This window comes from Paenirhodobacter sp. YD-8 (assembly GCF_056590935.1).
On record NZ_CM152649.1, the window covers coordinates 3072176 to 3091464 of the forward strand.

16 protein-coding genes and 1 pseudogene are annotated in these 19289 nt (G+C 69.0%); 4 read left to right on the forward strand and 13 right to left on the reverse strand.

All coding sequences use genetic code 11. The features are described 5' to 3' along the window. The first annotated feature begins 3 nt into the window (after positions 1–3). Positions 4–408, forward strand: coding sequence for a rhodanese-like domain-containing protein (locus AC0QTQ_RS14925; protein WP_480257224.1), 405 nt, complete (start codon positions 4–6; stop codon positions 406–408). An 80-nt stretch (positions 409–488) separates the two neighbouring features. Here AC0QTQ_RS14925 and AC0QTQ_RS14930 read toward each other — a convergent pair whose 3' ends face one another. Both AC0QTQ_RS14930 and AC0QTQ_RS14935 read right to left on the reverse strand, forming a co-directional pair. After that, positions 489–686: a hypothetical protein gene (locus AC0QTQ_RS14930; protein WP_128149281.1), complete on the reverse strand. Its 198-nt coding sequence runs from the start codon at positions 684–686 to the stop codon at positions 489–491. A gap of 250 nt (positions 687–936) precedes the next feature. Continuing rightward, complete coding sequence (locus AC0QTQ_RS14935; RefSeq protein ID WP_121532724.1) at positions 937–1548, reverse strand: 50S ribosomal protein L25/general stress protein Ctc; 612 nt, start codon at positions 1546–1548, stop codon at positions 937–939. Between the two features lie 204 nt (positions 1549–1752). Between AC0QTQ_RS14935 and AC0QTQ_RS14940 the strand changes: the two genes are divergently transcribed. Beyond that, entirely contained in the window at positions 1753–2652 is a 900-nt protein-coding gene (locus AC0QTQ_RS14940) for a bifunctional helix-turn-helix transcriptional regulator/GNAT family N-acetyltransferase (RefSeq protein ID WP_480257225.1), read from the forward strand. Here the strand turns inward: AC0QTQ_RS14940 and AC0QTQ_RS14945 are convergent. Then, the gene (locus tag AC0QTQ_RS14945) at positions 2643–3806 is read right to left on the reverse strand and encodes an alpha-hydroxy acid oxidase (RefSeq protein ID WP_121532720.1); all 1164 of its coding nucleotides are present in this window, start codon (positions 3804–3806) and stop codon (positions 2643–2645) included. The two genes, AC0QTQ_RS14940 and AC0QTQ_RS14945, sit on opposite strands and share 10 nt — an antisense overlap. Before the next feature lie 175 nt (positions 3807–3981). Next, positions 3982–4773, reverse strand: a complete 792-nt coding sequence (trpA, locus tag AC0QTQ_RS14950) for a tryptophan synthase subunit alpha (RefSeq protein WP_121532718.1) — start codon at positions 4771–4773, stop codon at positions 3982–3984. A 136-nt stretch (positions 4774–4909) separates the two neighbouring features. Here trpA and ychF point away from each other — a divergent pair, with 136 nt between their 5' ends. Then, a complete protein-coding gene (gene ychF, locus AC0QTQ_RS14955; protein ID WP_480257226.1) occupies positions 4910–6007 on the forward strand; it encodes a redox-regulated ATPase YchF in 1098 nt (365 codons plus the stop codon). 112 nt (positions 6008–6119) lie between these two features. Here ychF and AC0QTQ_RS14960 read toward each other — a convergent pair whose 3' ends face one another. The 3 genes from AC0QTQ_RS14960 to ptsP all read right to left on the reverse strand — a co-directional run bounded on the left by AC0QTQ_RS14960 (position 6120) and on the right by ptsP (position 11526). Beyond that, positions 6120–7865, reverse strand: a complete 1746-nt coding sequence (locus AC0QTQ_RS14960) for a fructose-specific PTS transporter subunit EIIC (RefSeq protein ID WP_480257227.1) — start codon at positions 7863–7865, stop codon at positions 6120–6122. Between the two features lie 131 nt (positions 7866–7996). Then, positions 7997–8980, reverse strand: coding sequence for a 1-phosphofructokinase family hexose kinase (locus tag AC0QTQ_RS14965; RefSeq protein ID WP_480257228.1), 984 nt, complete (start codon positions 8978–8980; stop codon positions 7997–7999). Then, positions 8977–11526, reverse strand: coding sequence for a phosphoenolpyruvate--protein phosphotransferase (gene ptsP / locus AC0QTQ_RS14970; protein WP_480257229.1), 2550 nt, complete (start codon positions 11524–11526; stop codon positions 8977–8979). The genes AC0QTQ_RS14965 and ptsP overlap by 4 nt, the downstream gene beginning before the upstream one ends. 174 nt (positions 11527–11700) lie before the next feature. Between ptsP and AC0QTQ_RS14975 the strand changes: the two genes are divergently transcribed. Further along, a complete protein-coding gene (locus tag AC0QTQ_RS14975) occupies positions 11701–12678 on the forward strand; it encodes a LacI family DNA-binding transcriptional regulator (protein ID WP_480257230.1) in 978 nt (325 codons plus the stop codon). 58 nt (positions 12679–12736) lie between these two features. Here the strand turns inward: AC0QTQ_RS14975 and AC0QTQ_RS14980 are convergent. The 6 genes and pseudogenes from AC0QTQ_RS14980 to AC0QTQ_RS15005 all read right to left on the reverse strand — a co-directional run. Next, positions 12737–12904: pseudogene (locus AC0QTQ_RS14980) on the reverse strand (IS5/IS1182 family transposase); the annotation flags it as partial. A gap of 154 nt (positions 12905–13058) precedes the next feature. Further along, positions 13059–14711: a flavin monoamine oxidase family protein gene (locus AC0QTQ_RS14985; protein ID WP_480257231.1), complete on the reverse strand. Its 1653-nt coding sequence runs from the start codon at positions 14709–14711 to the stop codon at positions 13059–13061. Between the two features lie 441 nt (positions 14712–15152). Further along, the gene (locus AC0QTQ_RS14990) at positions 15153–16721 is read right to left on the reverse strand and encodes a D-aminopeptidase (protein ID WP_480257232.1); all 1569 of its coding nucleotides are present in this window, start codon (positions 16719–16721) and stop codon (positions 15153–15155) included. Positions 16722–16770: 49 nt separating this feature from the next. After that, positions 16771–17286, reverse strand: coding sequence for a L,D-transpeptidase family protein (locus AC0QTQ_RS14995; RefSeq protein WP_113901818.1), 516 nt, complete (start codon positions 17284–17286; stop codon positions 16771–16773). A gap of 9 nt (positions 17287–17295) precedes the next feature. Further along, the gene (locus AC0QTQ_RS15000; protein WP_480257233.1) at positions 17296–18285 is read right to left on the reverse strand and encodes an ABC transporter ATP-binding protein; all 990 of its coding nucleotides are present in this window, start codon (positions 18283–18285) and stop codon (positions 17296–17298) included. Further along, complete coding sequence (locus AC0QTQ_RS15005; RefSeq protein WP_113901816.1) at positions 18282–19289, reverse strand: ABC transporter ATP-binding protein; 1008 nt, start codon at positions 19287–19289, stop codon at positions 18282–18284. The genes AC0QTQ_RS15000 and AC0QTQ_RS15005 overlap by 4 nt, the downstream gene beginning before the upstream one ends.

Consider the following 19289-nt stretch of genomic DNA (forward strand, 5'->3'; position numbering starts at 1 on the left):
CCGATGAACCCCGTTCTTGCCCGCCCCGCCCCTGCGCCCGAAAGCCTGATCGCGCCGCTTGCGCAGCAATGCGCGCTGCACACCGATTGCCACGACGTGCATGACGCGATGGCCCTGCCCGATCCGGGCTTCGTGCTGCTGCATGTGATGGGCACGCCCGAGACCTATGCCCGCCGCCATGTGCCGGGCGCGATCTTCCTGCCGCACCGGCAGCTGACGGCCGAGCGGCTGGCCGACTGGCCCGCGGACACGCTTTTCGTCGTCTACTGCTCGGGCCCGCATTGCAACGCGGCCGAACAGGCGGCGCTGGCGCTGGCGCGGCTCGGCCGGCCGGTGAAGATCATGCTGGGCGGGATCCTGGGCTGGGAGTTCGAGGGCTTTGCCTTCGCCACCGGCCCCGCCGCCTGACCCTCTGGCCCAGACGGCACGGGGCGGCCCCGTGAGGGCCGCCCCGTCGCACGGCCCCCGAGGGGCCGCCTGCGCTGCCGTCACTCGGCGGCGAAGAGGTTGGTGAACTTGCCGCACCAGTCGTTCGGCTTCACCACCGGCCACAGGCCGCGGCTGTCGTCATCCTTCTGGGTCACAGGCGGATTCGCGCGGCACAGACCGCCGTCGTCGAGCTGGCTGGGGGAGTTTGCCACGTGGTCTTCGTAGAACACGCAGGCGTTGCAGGATTGATGCGCCATGATCGCCTCCTTGGCTTGCTGGATTGCAGGTCGCGGATGGCTGGCGGGCATCAAGGCTGGCTGGCTGTCTGAAGGCAAACTACGTCCCCGACTCGCTGCCGTCAAGAAAAATCGAATGATTCCAATTAGTTGACTGATTTCATCAGGGTTTTCAGGGAAAGAAAAACCGTCGGATTTGGAGATCCGCCCCCCGGAAATGCGAAACGCCGGGCACAGGGCCCGGCGTTCGTGCAAAGCATGTGAGCCGAAATCAGGCTTCGGCTTCGCCTTCCGCGGCTTCGGCCGAGATCAGCCCCGACGGCGCCGCGATGTTGGCGACGACGAAGTTGCGATCGACGGTCGGCTTGCAGCCTTCCGGCAGCGCGATGTCATTGATGTGGATGACGTCACCGATCAGCTTGCCGGTCAGGTCGACGGTGATGTGATCCGGGATGTCACCGGCCAGCACCTCGAGTTCGACTTCCGGACGCACGACGGTCAGGGTGCCGCCACGCTTCAGGCCCGGCGCGGCCTCGGCGTTGTCGAAGTTCACGTGGATGAACAGGTTGATGCGCGAGGCACGGTGGGTGCGCATGAAGTCGATGTGGGTCGGCAGATCCTTGACCACATCCTTCTGCACGCCGCGGCAGATCACCCGCACGTCTTCCTGACCTTCAACCTTCAGGTTGAAGAGGGTCGACATGAAGCGGCCCTTGCGCAGGCGGGTCAGCAGCTTGTTGTAGTCGAAGTTCAGAGCGACCGGCTCCTTGCCGTCACCGTAGACGATGCCGGGCACCATGCCCTGACGACGTGCAGCGCGAGCGGCCCCCTTGCCCGTCCCCGTGCGCACGACGGCTTCGATCGTTTCGATCTCTTTAGCCATTTGGGAATTCCTTACATCTGGCGTTTCGGGCCGCCTCCAAGGGTGCCGGCCCATGAGGCGGTGCGGATAAGCCGAAAAGCCCAATTTGGCAAGGCAAAAGTGGCCCGCGACACCGGCCCCGCCCCCGGCCCCGCACGGGCGGGGATTGCATGCGGAATTCATCTGACATAAGTCAGGTAAAATACCGGACAAAGGTCAGACATCATGCCCGCAAACCTGCCCCCACCCGATGCCGTCGCCCGCGTGCGCCGCTTCAACCGCGCCATCACCCGTGCCGTCGGCGCGCTCAACACCTCGTTCCTCGACCGCGGCCGGCCGCTTGGCGCGGCGCGGGTGCTGAACGCGATCGGTCAGGGCCGCAGCGATCTGGGCGAGATCCGCGCCTATCTCGGCCTCGATTCGGGGCTGATGAGCCGGCTCCTGCGCGGGCTCGAGGCCGAGGGGCTGGTCGCGACCGCCGCCGACGCGCAGGACAGCCGCCGCCGGGTGGTGCACCTGACCCCGGCCGGCGCCGCGGAATTCGCCGAATACGAGCGGCTGTCGGACGCCCAGGCCGCAGGCATCCTTGCCACTCACCCCGATCCCGGGGCACTGCTCGCCGCGATGGACCTGATCGGTTCGGCGCTCGGGCGCGACCGGATCACGCTCGAGGTCTGCGACCCGCGCAGCCCCGAGGCGCTCCGCTGCCTGCAGGCCTATTACGCCGAGCTGGCCGCGCGCCTGCCGCACAGCTTCGACGTCTCGCTCTCCTGCGACCCGCAGGCCGAGGCGATGATGGCGCCCCGCGGCGCCTTCCTCGTCGCGATGTCGGACGGGCTGCCGCTCGGCTGCGTCGGGCTGAAGGGCACCGATGCGGGCTATGCCGAGATCAAGCGGCTCTGGGTGGCCCCGGCGGCGCGCGGGCTCGGCCTGGCCCGCCGGCTGATGGACGGCGCCGAGACGGCGGCGCAGGGTCTCGGCATCGCGCTACTGCGGCTCGACACCAACAGCGCCCTGCCCGAGGCCATCGCGCTCTACCGTGCCACCGGCTGGACCGAGATCGCGCGCTTCAACGACGATCCCTACCCCGATGTCTTCTTCGAGAAGCGGCTCGCTCAGGCGTAGCTGTCGAAGAAGCCCTCGGGCACCAGCAGGTTCTCGCGCCGCAGGGCCTTCACGTCGCGCTCCCCGCACAGCGCCATCGAGGTATCGAGCTCCTTGCGGATGATCTCGAGCGCCGTGGTCACCCCCGCCTCGCCCATGGCGCCGAGACCATAGATGAAGGCCCGGCCGATCATCGTGCCGGTCGCGCCAAGCGCAAGCGCCTTCAGCACGTCCTGCCCCGAGCGGATGCCGCTGTCGAGGAAGACCTCGGTCCTGTCGCCGACCGCGGCGAGGATCGAGGGCAGCATGCGGATCGTCGACAGCGCGCCATCGAGCTGCCGGCCGCCGTGGTTCGACACCACGATCGCATCGGCGCCGAAATCGGCCGCCATCCGCGCGTCCTCGGCATCGAGGATCCCCTTCAGGATCAGCTTGCCGCCCCATTGGTCCCGAATCCGCGCGATCTTCGACCAGTCGAGCTTGGGGTCGAACTGCTCGGCGGTCCAGGTCATCAGCGAGGACGGGTCATTCACCCCCTTCGCGTGGCCGACGATATTGCCGAAGAAGCGCCGCGGCGTGCCCAGCATCTCGAGCCCCCACTGCACCTTCGTCGCCATGTTGACGATGTTGGGCAGGGTCAGCTTCGGCGGCGCCGACAGGCCGTTCTTCAGATCCTTGTGACGCTGCCCGAGGATCTGAAGATCGAGCGTCAGCACCAGCGCCGAACAGCCCGCCTTCTTCGCCCGCTCGATGATCGCGTCGACGAAGTCCTCGTCGCGCATCACGTAAAGCTGGAACCAGAACGGCGCCGGCGACTGCGCCGCCACATCCTCGATCGAGCAGATCGACATCGTCGAGAGGGTGAAGGGCACGCCGAATTTCGCCGCCGCCCGCGCCGCCTTGATCTCGCCATCGGCGCGCTGCATGCCGGTCATCCCGACCGGGGCCAGCGCCACCGGCATCGCCACCTTCTGGCCGATCATCGCGCTTTCGGTGCTGCGCCCCGACATGTCCACGGCCACCTTCTGCCGCAGCCGGACCTGCGCGAAATCCGAGATATTCTCGCGGAAGGTCTGTTCGGTGTAGGAGCCGCTCTCGCAATAGTCGAAGAACATCTTCGGCGTGCGCTTGCGGTGCAGCTCCTTCAGATCGGCGATGCAGGTGATGACGGCCATGGGAAAACCTCCGCTTCTGGTAATGTCGCCTTACCAATTCAAGCGGGAAAGATCAATCCACCGGAAAGCCCCGACTCTCCCGCCCGGCTTTCTCCTTGCCGAAAATACCTTCGGGGGGTGAATGCCGAAGGCAGAGGGGGGCAGACGGCCCCCCTGCGCAGGGCCCGGAACACCCTCAGGCCGAATGCGCGCCCGCGGCAAGCTCGGCCACGCGGGCCAGAACCTCGGCCGGGGACTTGCCCTCGCCCACCAGCTTCACGATCGCCGAGCCGACGACACAGCCGTCGGCGACGCCCGCGATGGTGCGCGCGGCCTCCGGCGTCGAGATGCCGAAGCCCACCACCACCGGCAGATCGGTCGAGGCCTTGATCCGCGCCACTTCGGGGCCGACATCGCCCGCCTGCGCCGCCTGGCTGCCGGTGATGCCGGTGACCGAGACGTAATAGACAAAGCCCGAGGTGTTCTGCAGCACCTTCGGCAGGCGCTTGTCATCGGTCGTCGGCGTCGCGAGACGGATGAAGTTCAGCCCCGCGTTCTTCGCCGGGATGCAGAGTTCCGCATCTTCCTCGGGCGGCAGGTCGACGACGATCAGCCCGTCGACGCCGGCCTTCAGCGCATCGGCCACGAACTTTTCGCTGCCGCGGTTATAGATCGGGTTGTAATAGCCCATCATCACGATCGGCGTGACGTCGTCGGTCTTGCGGAACTCGGCCACCATGTCGAGCGTCTTCTGCAGGGTCTGGCCGCCATCCAGCGCGCGCTGACCGGCAAGCTGGATCGTCGGGCCGTCCGCCATCGGATCGGTGAACGGCATGCCGAGCTCGATCACGTCGACGCCCGCCGCGGGCATCCCCTTCATCACCGCGAGCGAGGTCTCGATGTCCGGGTCTCCCGCCATGATATAGGCGACGAAGGCCTTCTTCCCCTCGGCCTTCAGCGCGGCAAATCTGGCATCGATGCGAGTCATGTGCGGTCCCCTGCTCTGTCCGCCCGGGTTTGCGGCATGGATGCGGGAAAATCAATGCCGAAAGGGGCGCGGCTTGCCATGCAACGCGCGCCCGCGTAAGAGGCGCGCAACAGCGGATGAGCGAGAGGGCAAGATCATGGGCTTCAAGATGGGGATCGTCGGGCTCCCGAACGTGGGCAAGTCGACGCTGTTCAACGCGCTCACCAAGACCGCCGCGGCGCAGGCGGCGAACTTCCCCTTCTGCACGATCGAGCCGAACGTGGGCGAGGTCGCGGTGCCCGACGCGCGGCTCGAGGCGCTGGCCGCGATCGCCGGCTCGAAGCAGCTCATTCCGACCCGGATGACCTTCGTCGACATCGCGGGCCTCGTGAAGGGCGCCTCGAAGGGCGAGGGCCTTGGCAACCAGTTCCTCGCGAACATCCGCGAGGTCGATGCCATCGCCCATGTGCTGCGCTGCTTCGAGGATGGCGATGTGACCCATGTCGAGGGCCGCGTCGATCCGATCGCCGATGCCGAGACGATCGAGACCGAGCTGATGATCGCCGACCTCGAGAGCCTCGAGAAGCGGCTCGCGAACCTTTCGCGCAAGATCAACGCCGGCGACAAGCAGGCGAAGGAAGACGCGCGCCTGATGCTGGCCGCGAAGGAGGTCCTCGAAAAGGGCCTGCCCGCGCGCACCGTCAAGATCGTCGAGGATGATCGCAAGGCCTGGAACATGCTGCAGCTGCTGACGGCGAAGCCGGTCCTTTATGTCTGCAACGTCGAGGAGGCGCAGGCCGCCACCGGCAACGCGCTGTCCGAGAAGGTGGCGCAGATGGCGCAGGAACAGGGCGCCGCCTCGGTGGTGATCTCGGCCAAGATCGAGGAAGAGATCAGCCAGCTCGACGACGAGGAAGCGACGATGTTCCTCGAGGAGCTCGGGTTGCACGAGGCCGGCCTCGACCGTCTGATCCGGGCGGGCTATCAGCTTCTGGGCCTCGAGACCTATTTCACCGTCGGCCCGAAGGAGGCCCGCGCCTGGACGATCCGCAAGGGCACGCTTGCGCCGCAGGCGGCGGGCGTCATCCACGGCGATTTCGAGCGCGGCTTCATCCGCGCCGAGACCGTGGCCTATGAGGATTACGTGAAATACAAGGGCGAGACCGGCGCCAAGGAGGCGGGCAAGTTCCGCGTCGAGGGCAAGACCTACGAAGTTCAGGACGGCGACGTGCTGCACTTCCTGTTCAACGCCTGAGCCCATCCGGGCCTGACATCCCGGGGGGCGCAAACGGCGCCGCCCGGACGCCCTGCACGCGATCCGCGCAAGACGCCCGGGCGACCGGGGAGGACCTGTCCGAGGGCCGCGCTCAGGCGGCCTTCAGCTGGGCGGAGGCAGCCGCCGCCGCAAGCCGCGGCTTGACGATCCGCAGCGCGATGACCGAGACCGCCGTGCCCGCCAGCATCGCGATCACGAAGCCCGGCAGGTTGCCCACCGCGTTCGGGATCGGCAGCACGAAGATGCCGCCATGGGGCACCTTGAGCTGAACCCCCATCGCCATGCAGATCGCACCGGCCACCGCCGAGCCCGCGATCAGCGAGGGGATCACCCGGAACGGGTCGCGCGCGGCGAAGGGGATCGCGCCTTCGGTGACGAAGGACAGGCCCAGCACGAAGGCCGCATTGCCCGCCTCGCGTTCCTCGGGGGTGAAGCGGTTGGCAAAGAGCTTCGTCGCGATCGAGAGCGCAAGCGGCGGCGTCATGCCGGCGCACATCACCGCAGCCATCGGCTCGGTCACGTTCGCGGCGATCAGCGTGGTGCCGAAGGCATAGGCCGCCTTGTTGATCGGCCCGCCCATGTCGACGGCCATCATCCCACCGAGCAGCGCGCCAAGAACCGCCGCCTGCGCGCCCTGCATCCCCTGCAGCCAGGCGGTGAGCGCGGCCAGGAGTTCCGCCGTCGGCTTGCCGATCACATAGAACATCAGCAAGCCGGTGATCGAGACCCCCAGAAGCGGCAGGATCAGCACGGGTTTCAGCCCCTGCAGCGTCTTCGGCAGCTTGATCGCCCGGTTCAGCCACAGCACCGCATAGCCGGCGATGAAGCCCGCGAGGATGCCGCCGATGAAGCCCGCGCCGATCGTGCCGGCGATCACGCCGCCGGTCATGCCGGGCGCGATGCCGGGCCGGTCGGCGATCGAGAAGGCGATATAGCCAGCGAGCGCCGGCACCATCAGCGTGAAGGCCCCCTTCGCGCCGATCTGGAACAGCGTCCAGCCCAGCGTGCCCTGATGCGCGTCGTCATAGACATAGATGCCGCCAAGCGCGAAGGCGATGGCGATCAGGATGCCGCCCGCCACGACGAAGGGCAGCATGAAGGACACACCGGTCATCAGGTGCTTGTAGACACCCGCCGCACCGCCGGCCTTCGCCGGAGCGGCACCGCTTTGCGCCTCGGCGGGGGCGTCGTCTTGCCCGGCCCTCAACACCGCGGCCTCGGCGATGGCGCGGCGGATCAGCCCGGCGCCGTCATTGATCGCGGGTTTCGTCTGCGACTGGAACACCCGCTTGCCGGCAAAGCGGCTCAGCTCGACCTGGCGGTCGGCGGCGATCACCACGAGGTCCGCCGCGGCAATCTCCGCCGCCGTCAGCGCGTCTTCCGAACCGACCGAGCCCTGGGTCTCGACCCGGATCTCGGCGCCGATTTCCTTCGCGCCCTGCTGCAGCCCCTCGGCCGCCATGAAGGTATGCGCGATGCCGGTCGGGCACGAGGTGATCGCGACGATCTTCAGCCCGGCGCCGATGCCCGGCGCCGATGCAGCGCCCTCGAGCCGGCCGAGCACCGCAGCCGGCGCATCGAGCACCTCCTGCAGCGTCGCGCGCAGCACCTGCTTGCCCTCGAAGCGCGGATCGGGCGGCAGCTCGCCCACCAGCAGCACCTTCGCCGCACCCGCCACCGTCGCGGCGTCGAGCGGGTCGCTCACGCCCTCGGGCATGTGCAGCTCGATCCGGATCGCGCGGCCCAGCCCGGCCGCGGCCTTCTTCAGCGCTTCGCGCGCCAGCATCCCGTGCGTCGCCAGGGTCTCGGCGCCGATCACGGCCACGATATCGGACATTTCTTCCTCCTGTCCTCCAGTGTCTTCTCCGCCCGGCCCCATCGGGGCCCGGGCCTCCCGCATCGGCGACCGCCCGTGGGCGGTGCGCCCTTTTCGTCCGGCCGGGTCTCCCTCCCCGGCCGCAATCCCGCTCAGCCCTCGGCGAGCCACGCCGAAAGCGGGCGCACCGGCACGGCGCTGGCAAGCGAGCGCAGCTCGGTCCTTTCGGGCAGGTGGGGCCCGGCGTTGCGCAGCTTGCCCACCGAAAAGGCGGTGGCGCGCTGTGCCAGCCGGTCGAGCGTCAGCCCCTCGGCCAGCGCCGAGACGATCCCCGCCACCATCGCGTCGCCCGCCCCCACGGTCGATCCGTGCGAAAGCGCGACCGGGGCAGCGTGGACGGCCACATCCCGACCGACGAAGATCGCCCCCTCGGTGCCCAGCGACACGACGACGAGCGCAATGCCGCGATCAAGCAGCCACCGCGCCGCGGCGACCAGATCGGCGCGCACGGCCAGAGGCCGGCCGAGGCACTCCTCGAGTTCGTGCCGGTTCGGCTTGATCGCGAAGGGGGCGGCATCGGCGGGCAGCGCCAGCGCCGCGCGCAGCGGCGCGCCCGAGACATCGAGCATCACCCGCGCGCCGCGCCGGGCAAGCCCGCCCGCAAGCCGCGCCGAGGCGTCATCGTCAAGCCCCGGCGGCTGGCTGCCCGAGATCGCGACAAGCGCGCCCGCACCCACATCCGCAAGGCTGTCGGCCACCGCCGCCAGATCGCGCGCCGAGGCGGAAAAGCCCGGCAGGTTGACGTCGGTGGTGCGCCCGCCCTCCTCCAGCAGCTTGATGTTGGTGCGCGTGGGTTCCGCGAGCCGCACCATGCGGTCGGCAATCCCCTTCGAGGCGAAAAGCTTCTCGAAGCGCGCGGCATTTTCGGCACCAAGGAGGCCATGAATGGCGACCCGCGCGCCCCAGTCCGCGAGGCAGGAGGCGACGTTCACCCCCTTGCCGCCCGGGTCGTGGCGGGCCGAGCGGGCGCGGGCGACCTCGCCCGGCACCAGCTGCGAAAGCCCCACGGTCAGATCGACGGCCGGGTTCAGCGCGACGGTGTGAAGGTCGGCGGTGTGAAGGTCGGCGGCGCTCATGACGCCACCTGCGGATCAAGGGCGAGCGCGCGCACCTGATCGGCGTCGGTCATCGCCAGCGCCCGTTCGGCCAGCGCCTGCAGCGCGGGCAGCGCCGCACCGCGCAGCCGCGCCTTCACCGCCGGGATGTCGCGCGGCGTCATCGACAGCTCGTCGACGCCAAGGCCGGCCAGCAGCCCCGCCCCGAAGGGATCGCCCGCGATGCCGCCGCAGACGCCGACCCAGCGGCCATGCGCATGCGCGCCCTTCACCGTCGCCGCGATCAGCGCCAGCACCGCGGGGTGCAGGCTGTCCGCCTCGGGCGCCAGCACCGGGTTCTGCCGGTCGATCGCCAGCGTGTATTGCGTCAGGTCATTGGTGCCGATCGAGAAGAAATCGGCATGCCGCGCCAGCCGGTCGGCCAAGAGCGCCGCCGAGGGCACCTCGATCATGATGCCAAGCGGGATCTCGGGCGCCTTCATCTCGGCGCGGATCCGCCCCGCCGTCTCGCGCAGCGCGATCAGCTCGGGTTCAGAGGTGATCATCGGGAACATCACCGAGATCCGGGCGCCATCGCGCGCCGCGCGGTAGAGCGCGCGCAGCTGCGGCACCAGCAGTTCCGGCCGGCGCAACAAAAGCCGCGCGCCGCGCACGCCGAGGAAGGGGTTCTCCTCGCGCGGCAGGTCCAGATAGGAGACCTGCTTGTCGCCGCCGATGTCGAGCGCGCGGATGACGAGCGGCCGGTCCCCCATCGCCTCGGCCATCGCGCTATAGGCCTGATACTGGTCTTCCTCGGTCGGGCTTTCGGCGCGTTCGAGGAACAGGAACTCGGTGCGCATCAGCCCGACGCCCTCGGCCCCTTGGGCAAGCGCGAAGGGCGCCTGTTCGGCCAGGTTGATGTTCGCGCCGATCTCGATGCGGTGACCGTCGGTGGTGGCCGCCGGCAGCGCGCGGGCGGCGGCATCCAGCTCGCGCCGCCCCTCCTCGGCCGCGATCCAGGCGCGGGCCGAGGCCAGATCCGCCTCGGAGGGCTCGAGATAGAGCCGCCCGCCGGTGCCGTCGACGATCGCCTCGGCACCATCGGTCAGCCGCGACAGCGCCGCGCCCGCGCCGACCACCGCCGGCAGGCCGAGCGTGCGCGCAAGGATCGCGCTGTGCGAGGTCGGCCCGCCCTGCGCGGTCACCAGGCCACGGACCCGCGCGGGGTCGAGCCCGGCGGTGTCGGTGGGCGTCAGGTCGTCGGCGATCAGGATCGTGCCTTCGGGCAGCTCGGCCGGGGTCGGACGCGCCAGCACCGGATCGATCAGGGCAAGCACCCGCTGCCCCACATCGCGCAGATCGGCGGCGCGGCCGGCGAGGATCGCATTGCCAGACCGGCGCATCGGCTCGGCCGCCTCCTCGATCGCGCGGTTCCACGACCAGGCAAGGCCATGGCCGTCGACGAGGGATTGCGAGGCATGGATCACCAGCGCCGGATCGCCCAGCAGTTCGGCCTGGGCGCGGAAGATGCCGGCGTCGGCCTCGCCCAGACGGCGGGCGGTGTCATCGGCGAGCGCGCGCAGCTGTTCACGGGCCCGGGCAAGTGCCGCATGCAAACGGTCGGCGGCGCGGGCCAGATCCTCGGGCTTGCCGGGCTCGGCATCGGGGATCTCGGTCGGCCCGGTCTCGAGCCGATGGAGCCGCCCGATCGCCAGCCCCGGCGCGGCCGACACCCCGTCGATCACCCGCGGGTCGTCGACATCGGGGGCGTGAACCGGCTGCCAGCCACCCGCCGCCTGCGCCGCGGCCCGCTTCGCCTCGGCCTGTGCGGCCTGCGCCTTCTCGCGCGCCGACAGGCCCGCGACGACGATGCGCAGGGTCGAGAGCGCATCGGCCGCATCCGGCCCCTCGGCCGAGAAGGTCAGCGCATCGCCCGCCTTCAGCCCGAGCTGCAGCAGCGACAGCATGTTGCGTGCGTCCGCCGCCTCGGCCCCGTGGCGCACGCGGATGCGCGACGAGAAGCGCCGCGCCGTCTCGGCCCATTCGGTCGCCGGGCGCGCGTGCAGCCCCGAGGGATAGTCGAGCACCCAGTCGAAGCTCTGCCCGAGGTCGGTCGCCGGGGCGGCGGCCGGCGCCGTGCCCTCGTCGCCCGCGAGTGCCGCGATGATCTCGTCGGCAGTCTCGGTGCGGGACAGGCGTTCAAGCCGCGGCACGTCCTGCATCAGCCGGGTCAGCCGGCGCAGGATGCCGATATGTGCGTCCGAGCGCGCCGCGATCGCCACCACCAGCTGCGCCGTCTGCCCCTCGTTCCAGCGCACGCCGTCGCGGACCTGCAGCACGGCGATGCCGTCGCGCTGGATGAGATCGCGCTCGTCGAGCATGCCATGCGGGATCGCGATGCCACGGCCAAGGAAGGTGTCCGCCGCCGCCTCGCGCTTGGCCATACTGGCCTCGAAACCCGGCCGCGTGCAGCCCGCGGCCGCCAGAAGCGCCGCCGCCTGTCGCAGCGCGTCGGCCTTGTCGGCGACCTTCGCATCCAGACGGATCAATTCGCGGGGCAAAAGCCCGGGATCATGGGAAAGGGACATTGGCGCTCCTCCAGCCACTGCGTGACGGCACATTAACACGTCTGTGGGAACGTTCCCACAATATTTTCCGCTGCACCCGCGAAGGCCCTCCACATACCCGCGCTATTTCATTGCGAAATCACTGAAAACATGGCATGTTCCGCGCAGCCAGAAACTGGAAACGTTTGCAGTGACATGAGCGTCAGCATCAAGGATGTCGCGCGGGCCGCGGGGGTTTCGACCTCGACCGTCTCTCGCGCCCTCGGCAAGGGGCCGGTCAGCGCCGAGGTGCTGCACCGGGTCGAATCGGCCGTTGCCGCCACCGGCTACCGACCGAACCTTGCCGCGCGACAGCTGCGCTCGCAGCGCTCGATGGCGGTCGGGCTGATCGTCGCCGACATCCGCAACCCGTTCTTCACCCAGCTCAGCCGGGCGGTCGAGGATGCCGCCTATGCCGCGGGCATGCGGGTGCTGCTGTGCAACACCGACGAGGACCCGGCGCGCGAGGCGATGTATCTCGAACTGATGGCCGAGGAACGGGTGAGCGGGCTGATCATGACGCCGACGCGCCATCTCTCGCCCGCCGCGCTGGCCCGCGTGGACCGGCCCGTGGTGCTGGTCGACCGCGCCATGCCCGAGACCGATTTCGACAGCGTCGTGCTCGACAATGCCCGCGCCTCGGCCGAGCTGGTCGATCATCTGGTGGCCTCGGGCCGGCGACGGATCGCCGGGCTGTTCGGCTCGACCTCCGCCACCGGCATGGAGCGGCGCGCCGAGGTCGAGGCGGCGCTCGAGCGTCACGGCCTGCCGGTGCGCAGCGCGCTCTCGCTGCCGAGCTTCGATGCCGGACACGCGGCGCTTGCGGAACTGCTCGAGCGCGAGATGCCCGATGCGCTGATCCTGTCGAACGGTCTGTTCGTGCGCGCCGCACTGAAGCTGTGCCACGAGCGCCGGATCGCAATCCCGGGCCAATTGGCGATCGCGGGCTTCGACGACGAGGTCTGGACCGACCTCGTCGATCCGGGCATCACGGTGATCCGCCAGCCGGTCGAGGATTTCGGCCGCGAGGCGATGCAGGCGCTGCTCGCCCGGATCGGCTCGGCCAAGATGCGGCCGCGGCGGGTGGTGCTGGCGGGCGAGCTGATCGTGCGCGGCTCGACCGCGCCGGCCTGAGCGTCCCCCCGCCCGGTCGGCGGGGCAGAGCAGGCTCGGACCTCGTTCCGGGTCACCGTCAGAAGAAGACAATTGCAGCGAGCACGATCGCGGAAGAGAACGTTTCCGGGCGGCGGTCGTATCGGGTCGCCCCCGCCTTCCAATCCTTCAGGCGGCCGAACATGGTCTCGATGCGGTCACGTCGCGTGTCGCACCGCTTGCCGTATCTGACAGCCCAATTGCGCGACACCGTCGTCTGATCGGCCTTGTGAAACGCGGGGGGACCGCGCCGAGGGCGCAGGCGCGGCCGGCGGCAAACCTCCGTCCCCCCCCCCGCGATCCAGACCCGCCGTTCGATACTGCGGCAGGCCGGCGCGGCGTTTCGGAGATCCGCCCGCTTCTCACTCCGGCAAGCGCACCGGGCCGAGATCCGCCCAGCGATCGCCGGGCCCCGGATTGTCGGCGGCGCAAGCACCGCCCAGATGGGTCATGATGCCCCAGACCGCGTTCAGCGCCGTCTGCACCGCGCCCTCGACCCAGGCCGGGGTCCAGCTGATGCCGTCGCCTGCCAGGAAGATGCCGCGTTGCTGCTCGGGGAACCCCGCCTGCATGAAATGACCATACATCCGGAGATTGTAGCGATAGTGACCGGGCAGCGCCCCCTTGAAGGCCCCGAGGAAATTCTCGTCCGCCTCCCAGCTGACGCAGATCGGATTGCCGCGGATGTGGCTGCGGATATCGACGCCGGGATAGATCCGCTCCAGCGCCGCAAGCGCCAGTTCCACGCGCTTCTCCGGGCCGTAGGGCAACAGCTTCAGCGCATCGGTCATCCAGCTGTAGGACAGGCAGATCACCGCGGGCTGGTCCGGGCCATTGTCGAAGAAATAGGTGCCGCGCGTGTTGCGATCGGTCAGCGTCATCGACAGCAGCGGGCGCCCGTCGGGGCCGAGATCGTTCCAGAACGGCCGATCGACCATCACGAAGGTCTTGGCGGCCTGCATGTAGCGGGTGCGATCGAGCGCCATCCACAGCTTCTGGTCGAACAGCGCCTCGTCCACCTCGACCGAGGTGGTCAAAAGGTGGCTCTGGCAGGTGACCAGAACCGCGGCATAGTCGCGTGCCACCCCCCAGAGATCGGTCACCGTCAGCCCGCCCTGCGCATTGCGTGCGATCCGGACGGCCCGCCCGAGCGTCGCCCCGCCGTTCAGCGCCGCGAGCGACGTGCCTTCGGGCCAGTGCACGCAGGGCACCACCTCGCGCCAGAGCCGGTGCAGCACCGTCTCCACCCCGCCGACGATGAAACGCTGATGGTCATCAAGTTCCAGCAGGTTGACACGCAGGATCTCGAGCATCGAATTCGGAAAATCGCTGTCCCAGCCGCCGGTGCCGAACCCGACTTGGCCAAACACCTCGCGGTGGCGGAAACTCAGGTTTCGGAACGCCTGCGATGAGGTGACAAAGTCGTAGAAGGTGCGCTCGTCCCATTTCTCGACGATCGGATCCCAGAGCTCTTTGATCCGCGCCGCGTCACGCGCCCGCACCGCCTGCGTCAATGCGGCGAAATCGGCATGTTCCTCGAGCGCGGCGCGATAGGCCTCTGCCACCTCCTGATAGAGGTGGGGCAGATCATCGGCCTGCCGGGCGAAATGTGTCTCACCTTCCAGATCGATCACCGTCGACCCGGCCGCCGGCGTCAACGGGTTCGGGAAAGGCCGGCTTTCCATCCCGAGCCTGTCGACATAATGATAGAAGGCGCGCGACGAGACCGGGAAGCGCATCCCGCCCAGTTCCGCGATCACCGACTCGGCGCCCTCGAAGGGCTCGGAACGCAGCCGCCCGCCGAATTTGGCGGATTCGTAGATCTCGGGCCGCAGCCCCATCTTCATCAACTCGTGCCCGGCAATGATCCCCGCCGCCCCCGCACCGATCACCGCCACGGGCTGGCCATACCTCTCGGCCGGAATGTGACCAAGCCCCGCGGGGTGGGTCAGCCAGTCGTCATAGGCGAAGGGAAAGTCTGGGCCGAAGGCGGTGACGGGCTTCTCAACATTCATGGCAGATCGGGCTTCCTGTTGGCCAAAATGGCGTAACTATATGAAGAACTATACGTTTTCCGGAGGACAGAAGGGAAGCGGACACTCTGTCAGACGCCGCCGACGAAAGGGCGGATCGAGGCCGTTTTTTCGGCACTTTGTATGCCGCTGGCGGCAGCCGCGTCGGCGGAGGCACGGATGATCCCGACGCCCACCGTCATCCCGGTCGGGTTCGAACATGTCCGGCGACGTCCCGTCCCCGCACGCGCCCATGGAAATGACGTCGTGGTGGCCCAGGCCAATCTCGCAGGGGACGAGGGGGAGTTGACGTTCGGCGGGCGGCCCGTCATCGCCGGCCCCGACGGCGCAGCCCCCGCCTGCGCTGGCGCTCGGGCGACGCGGTGCTCATCGTGGACCTGGCAAGACAGATGCCGCCCCGGCACGGTATCGGGCGGCCCCCGCTCAGGGACTGCCGAGCCGGCGATAGAGAATGCCGCGCGCCAGCCAGCAGCCGAGGCTCAGCCCTGTCACGCGGCCCGCGTCGTCGCGACGGATGTGCAGCGTCCATTCCCCGGGCGGGGCGGCATCCATCGCGCGGCGGCTGGTCACCGTCCACACATCGCGCGCCAACGGATACATGCGCTCCATCGGACCGGCCCCCAGCATCCCGTCGAAGCCGATATGGGCCGCTCCGTCGCGCGCCTCGATGTCCAGCGTGGCGCCGAGCCCGTCGGACCGGTAGCGCCCGGCGATTTCCGTTGCATCTGCCCGCGCAAGCGGTTCCAGCCGCTCGGCGCGGACAGTCAGGTTCTCCCCCCGGCGCTCCATCACCAGATGATCGCCCTCGCGCTGCAGCACGAGGCCCGGCGCTTCGGCGCGGGTCTCCCCCACAGGGCGCAGCAGGACCGGCGAGACGGCATATTGCAGCCGCACCCCTGCCGGCACATCGCGGGTGCGCAGGAACAGATCACGGTCACGGTCGAGCCAGAGCCCGTCCCAACCGGCCCCGGGCAGGGCGGCGGCGGGGGCCGGCGCGCCCAGCGCGGCGGCCATCAGCCCTTCGGCCGCGCGCATCGCGCTGGCCTCATGGTTAAAGATCACCACGACCGAGAGCCGTTCTGCCGCCACATGCAGCCGATAGGAGCAGAAGCCCCGCACCCCGCCACCATGTGCCGTCAGAGCCTGGCCGAGATGATGATAGCGGCGCAGGCCATAGCCATAGGGAGCGGCCGTGCCATCGGCAAAGGTGACGGGGGCAGAGATCCGATTGTACAGTCCCATCGCATCGTCGCGCGTGGCATCGATGTGCCGTTCCCAGGCCAGCATGTCGTCGAGCGAGGCGGAAACCCCCGAATCCCCGAACCAGGTCAGCGCGCTCTCGGCCGGCACGAAGCCCACCTCGTCATTGCCTTCGTAGCCGATCACGCCATCAAGGCGCTTGGCCATGTCAGGCGCGAGGCAGGCCGTCGGCATGCCGGCGGGCCGGAAGATGCGCTCGTCCAGCAGGTCGCCGAAATCGCGCCCGGTGGCGCGGCAGATCAACTCGGCGAGCAGGCGGAAATTGCCGTTCGAATAGGAGAAATGCGCCCCCGGCGGGAACTGCCCGTCCTGCGCCTGCGCCAGCAATGCCACCCCATCGGCCGCAGTGAACCGCCCCTCGGGGGCCGCGCCGTGCAGAACGGTCAGCGCCCAGTAGTCGCGCAGACCGGACTGGTTGTGGCACAGCTGGGCAATGGTCGGCAGGGGTCCACGGAACCGCGGCAGCAGCTCGGGAAGACGCGGTGCCAGCACCTCGGGATCGGGAAACAGATCCAGAAGCAGCGCGCAGGTCATCTGTTTCGAGATCGAGCAGATCGGCATCCGCCGCGCCGAGGTCATCGGCACGCGCGCCGCGGTGTCGGCATAGCCCCAGGCGCGCCGGGCGATCACGCGCCCGCGATGGACGACACCGGCCACCCCGGCAGGGCCGCGATACTGGTCGGGCAGCAGATCAAGCGCACCTTCGAGCGCCGAGATGTCAACTTCGCTCATCCGTTCCCCCGCGGTTTGCGGTCTGTCCGATCGCTCGTCCCGTGACGAGCTATTCCGCCGCGCGGAAACAGAGCCTGGTGTCGGGCCGTGCCAGGGCCAGGAAGTCCAGCAGGTCATCGCGGCTCAGGGCCGCGCAACCGGCGGTGGCGCCATAGCCCGGGCTTGCCACATGCAGGAAGATCGCACTGCCCGCGCCGGGCACCACCGGATCGTCGTTCTGCCCCAGCACGACGACGATGTCGTAGAGATCATCGCGACGCCACAGCTCCTCGTGGCTGGCCTCGAAGGGCAGCTTCACCGGGCGGTTGTAATCGGGGTGATCGGGCGCGTCGCACCAGCCGTCATCGGCGGCGATGGCCGCGGTCGGAAAGACCGAGACCGGCGCGGCGCCGAGCTTGTCGGCGCGATAGAGCACGCGACGGATCGGCCAGCAGCCGATCGGGCTCACCCCGTCGCCTTCGGCGCGCTTCTCGGCGATGCCACTGCGCCCCACCGCGGAGCGCCAGATGCGATCGCCAAAGCGTGCCTGCCAGATATCCCCCTGCCGGGTCACGATCAGATCCATGTCTTCCTCTCAGCCGTCCAACGGAAAATGGCAGGCCACGGCGCGGCCGGCACGCTCCTGCAAGGCCGGGTCCTCCGCCCGGCAGATGTCGCGGGCGAAGGGGCAGCGGGTGTGGAACCGACAGCCCGAAGGCAGGTTCATCGGGCTCGGGATCTCGCCCTGCATCATCGGGCGCTCGCCGCCGCGCGCGCGCGGATCGGGGCGCGGCACGGCGGACATCAGCAGCATCGTATAGGGATGCAGGGGCTGGGCGAACAGCTCCTCGGTGGTGCCGACCTCGACCAGACGGCCGAGGAACATCACCCCCACCCGATCCGCGAACTGGCGCACCACAGCAAGATCGTGGGTGATGAAGAAATAGGTCAGCTTCAGCTGATCCTGCAGATCGGCGAGCAGGTTCAGCACCTGCGCCTGGATCGACACGTCAAGCGCCGAGACACTTTCATCGCAGACCACGAAATCGGGCTTGTTCGCCAGCGCCCGCGCGATGCCGATGCGCTGACGCTGACCGCCGGAGAACTGGTGCGGATAATTGCGCAGATACTGTTTGCGCAGGCCCACCATCTCCAGCAGCTCGACACAGCGGTCGCGAATCTCGTCGGGCGTGCCGTAACCATGGCTGCGCAGCGGTTCGGCGAGAATCTGCCCGATCCGCATCCGCGGGTTCAGCGAGGCATAGGGGTCCTGGAACACGATCTGCAGCTTCTTGCGCAGGGCCCGCATCGCGGTCTCGTCAAGTCCGGTCAGTTCGGTGCCGCGATAGGCGATCGAACCCGAGGTGGGTTCCTGCAACCGCAGCATCACCCGACCGAGCGTGGTCTTGCCACAGCCGGATTCCCCCACCAGCGCGAAGGTCTCGCGGGCGCGGATGTCGAGCGTGATGCCGTCGACCGCACGCACCACACGGGGCGAGCCGTTGGCGAACCCGCCGCCGACCTGGTAATGCTTGGTCAGGTCGCGGGTCGAGAGCAGGATGTCAGAGCCGGTGTCGGTCGTCATGGCGTTTCCCCCTTCGGCTGGGCATCCTGCGGGCTGTGCAGCCAGCAGCGCGCGGCATGATCCTGCCCGAGCGCAATCAGGTCGGGCGCACGCTGGCAGCGCGGCATCGCTTCGCCACAGCGCGGGCTGAAGCGGCATCCCGGCGGCAGCTTGGCCAAGTTCGGCACCATGCCGGGGATCGACGGCATCCGCCGCGCCACCCGCGGCTCGGTCGCGCGCGGGATCGAGGCCAAGAGCCCGCGGGTATAGGGATGCGAGGGCCGCTCGAAGAGGTCGAACACATCGGCCTGCTCGACGATCTGCCCCGCATACATCACGTTCACCTCGTCGCACATCTCGGCGATGATCCCCAGATCATGCGTGATCATGATGATCGACGTGCCCACCCGGTCACGCAGCTCGCGCATCAGCCGCAGGATCTGTGCCTGGGTCGTCACATCGAGCGCCGTCGTCGGCTCATCGGCGATCAGCAGCTTCGGCTCGCAGATCAGCCCCATGGCAATCATCGCGCGTTGGCGCAGCCCGCCCGACAACTGGTGCGGATAGGCATCGAGCCGCGTCTTCGGTTCGGGGATGCCGACCAGCTCGAACATCTCGAGCACCCGCGCGCGAATGGCGCGGCGGCCCAGCCCCTGATGGATTGCCAGCGGCTCGCCCACCTGCTCCCAGACCTTGCGAACCGGGTTCAGGCTGGTCATCGGTTCCTGGAACACCATCGCGATGTCGCGGCCGCGAATGTCGCGCAGACCGGCTGGCCCCAGCTTCGACAGATCGGTGCCGTCAAGCAGGATCGACTGGGCGCTCACCCGGCCCTGTGGCTGCGGCACAAGCCCCATCAGCGACAGCGCCGTCATGCTCTTGCCCGAGCCGCTTTCGCCCACCAGCCCGACGATGCGGCCCCGGCCGACGTCGAAAGACAGCTCGTCCAGCACCCGGACATTGCCGCGATCGCCGCTGAAATCGGTGCACAGGCCGCGCACGGAAAGGATTGCGTCTTGCACCAT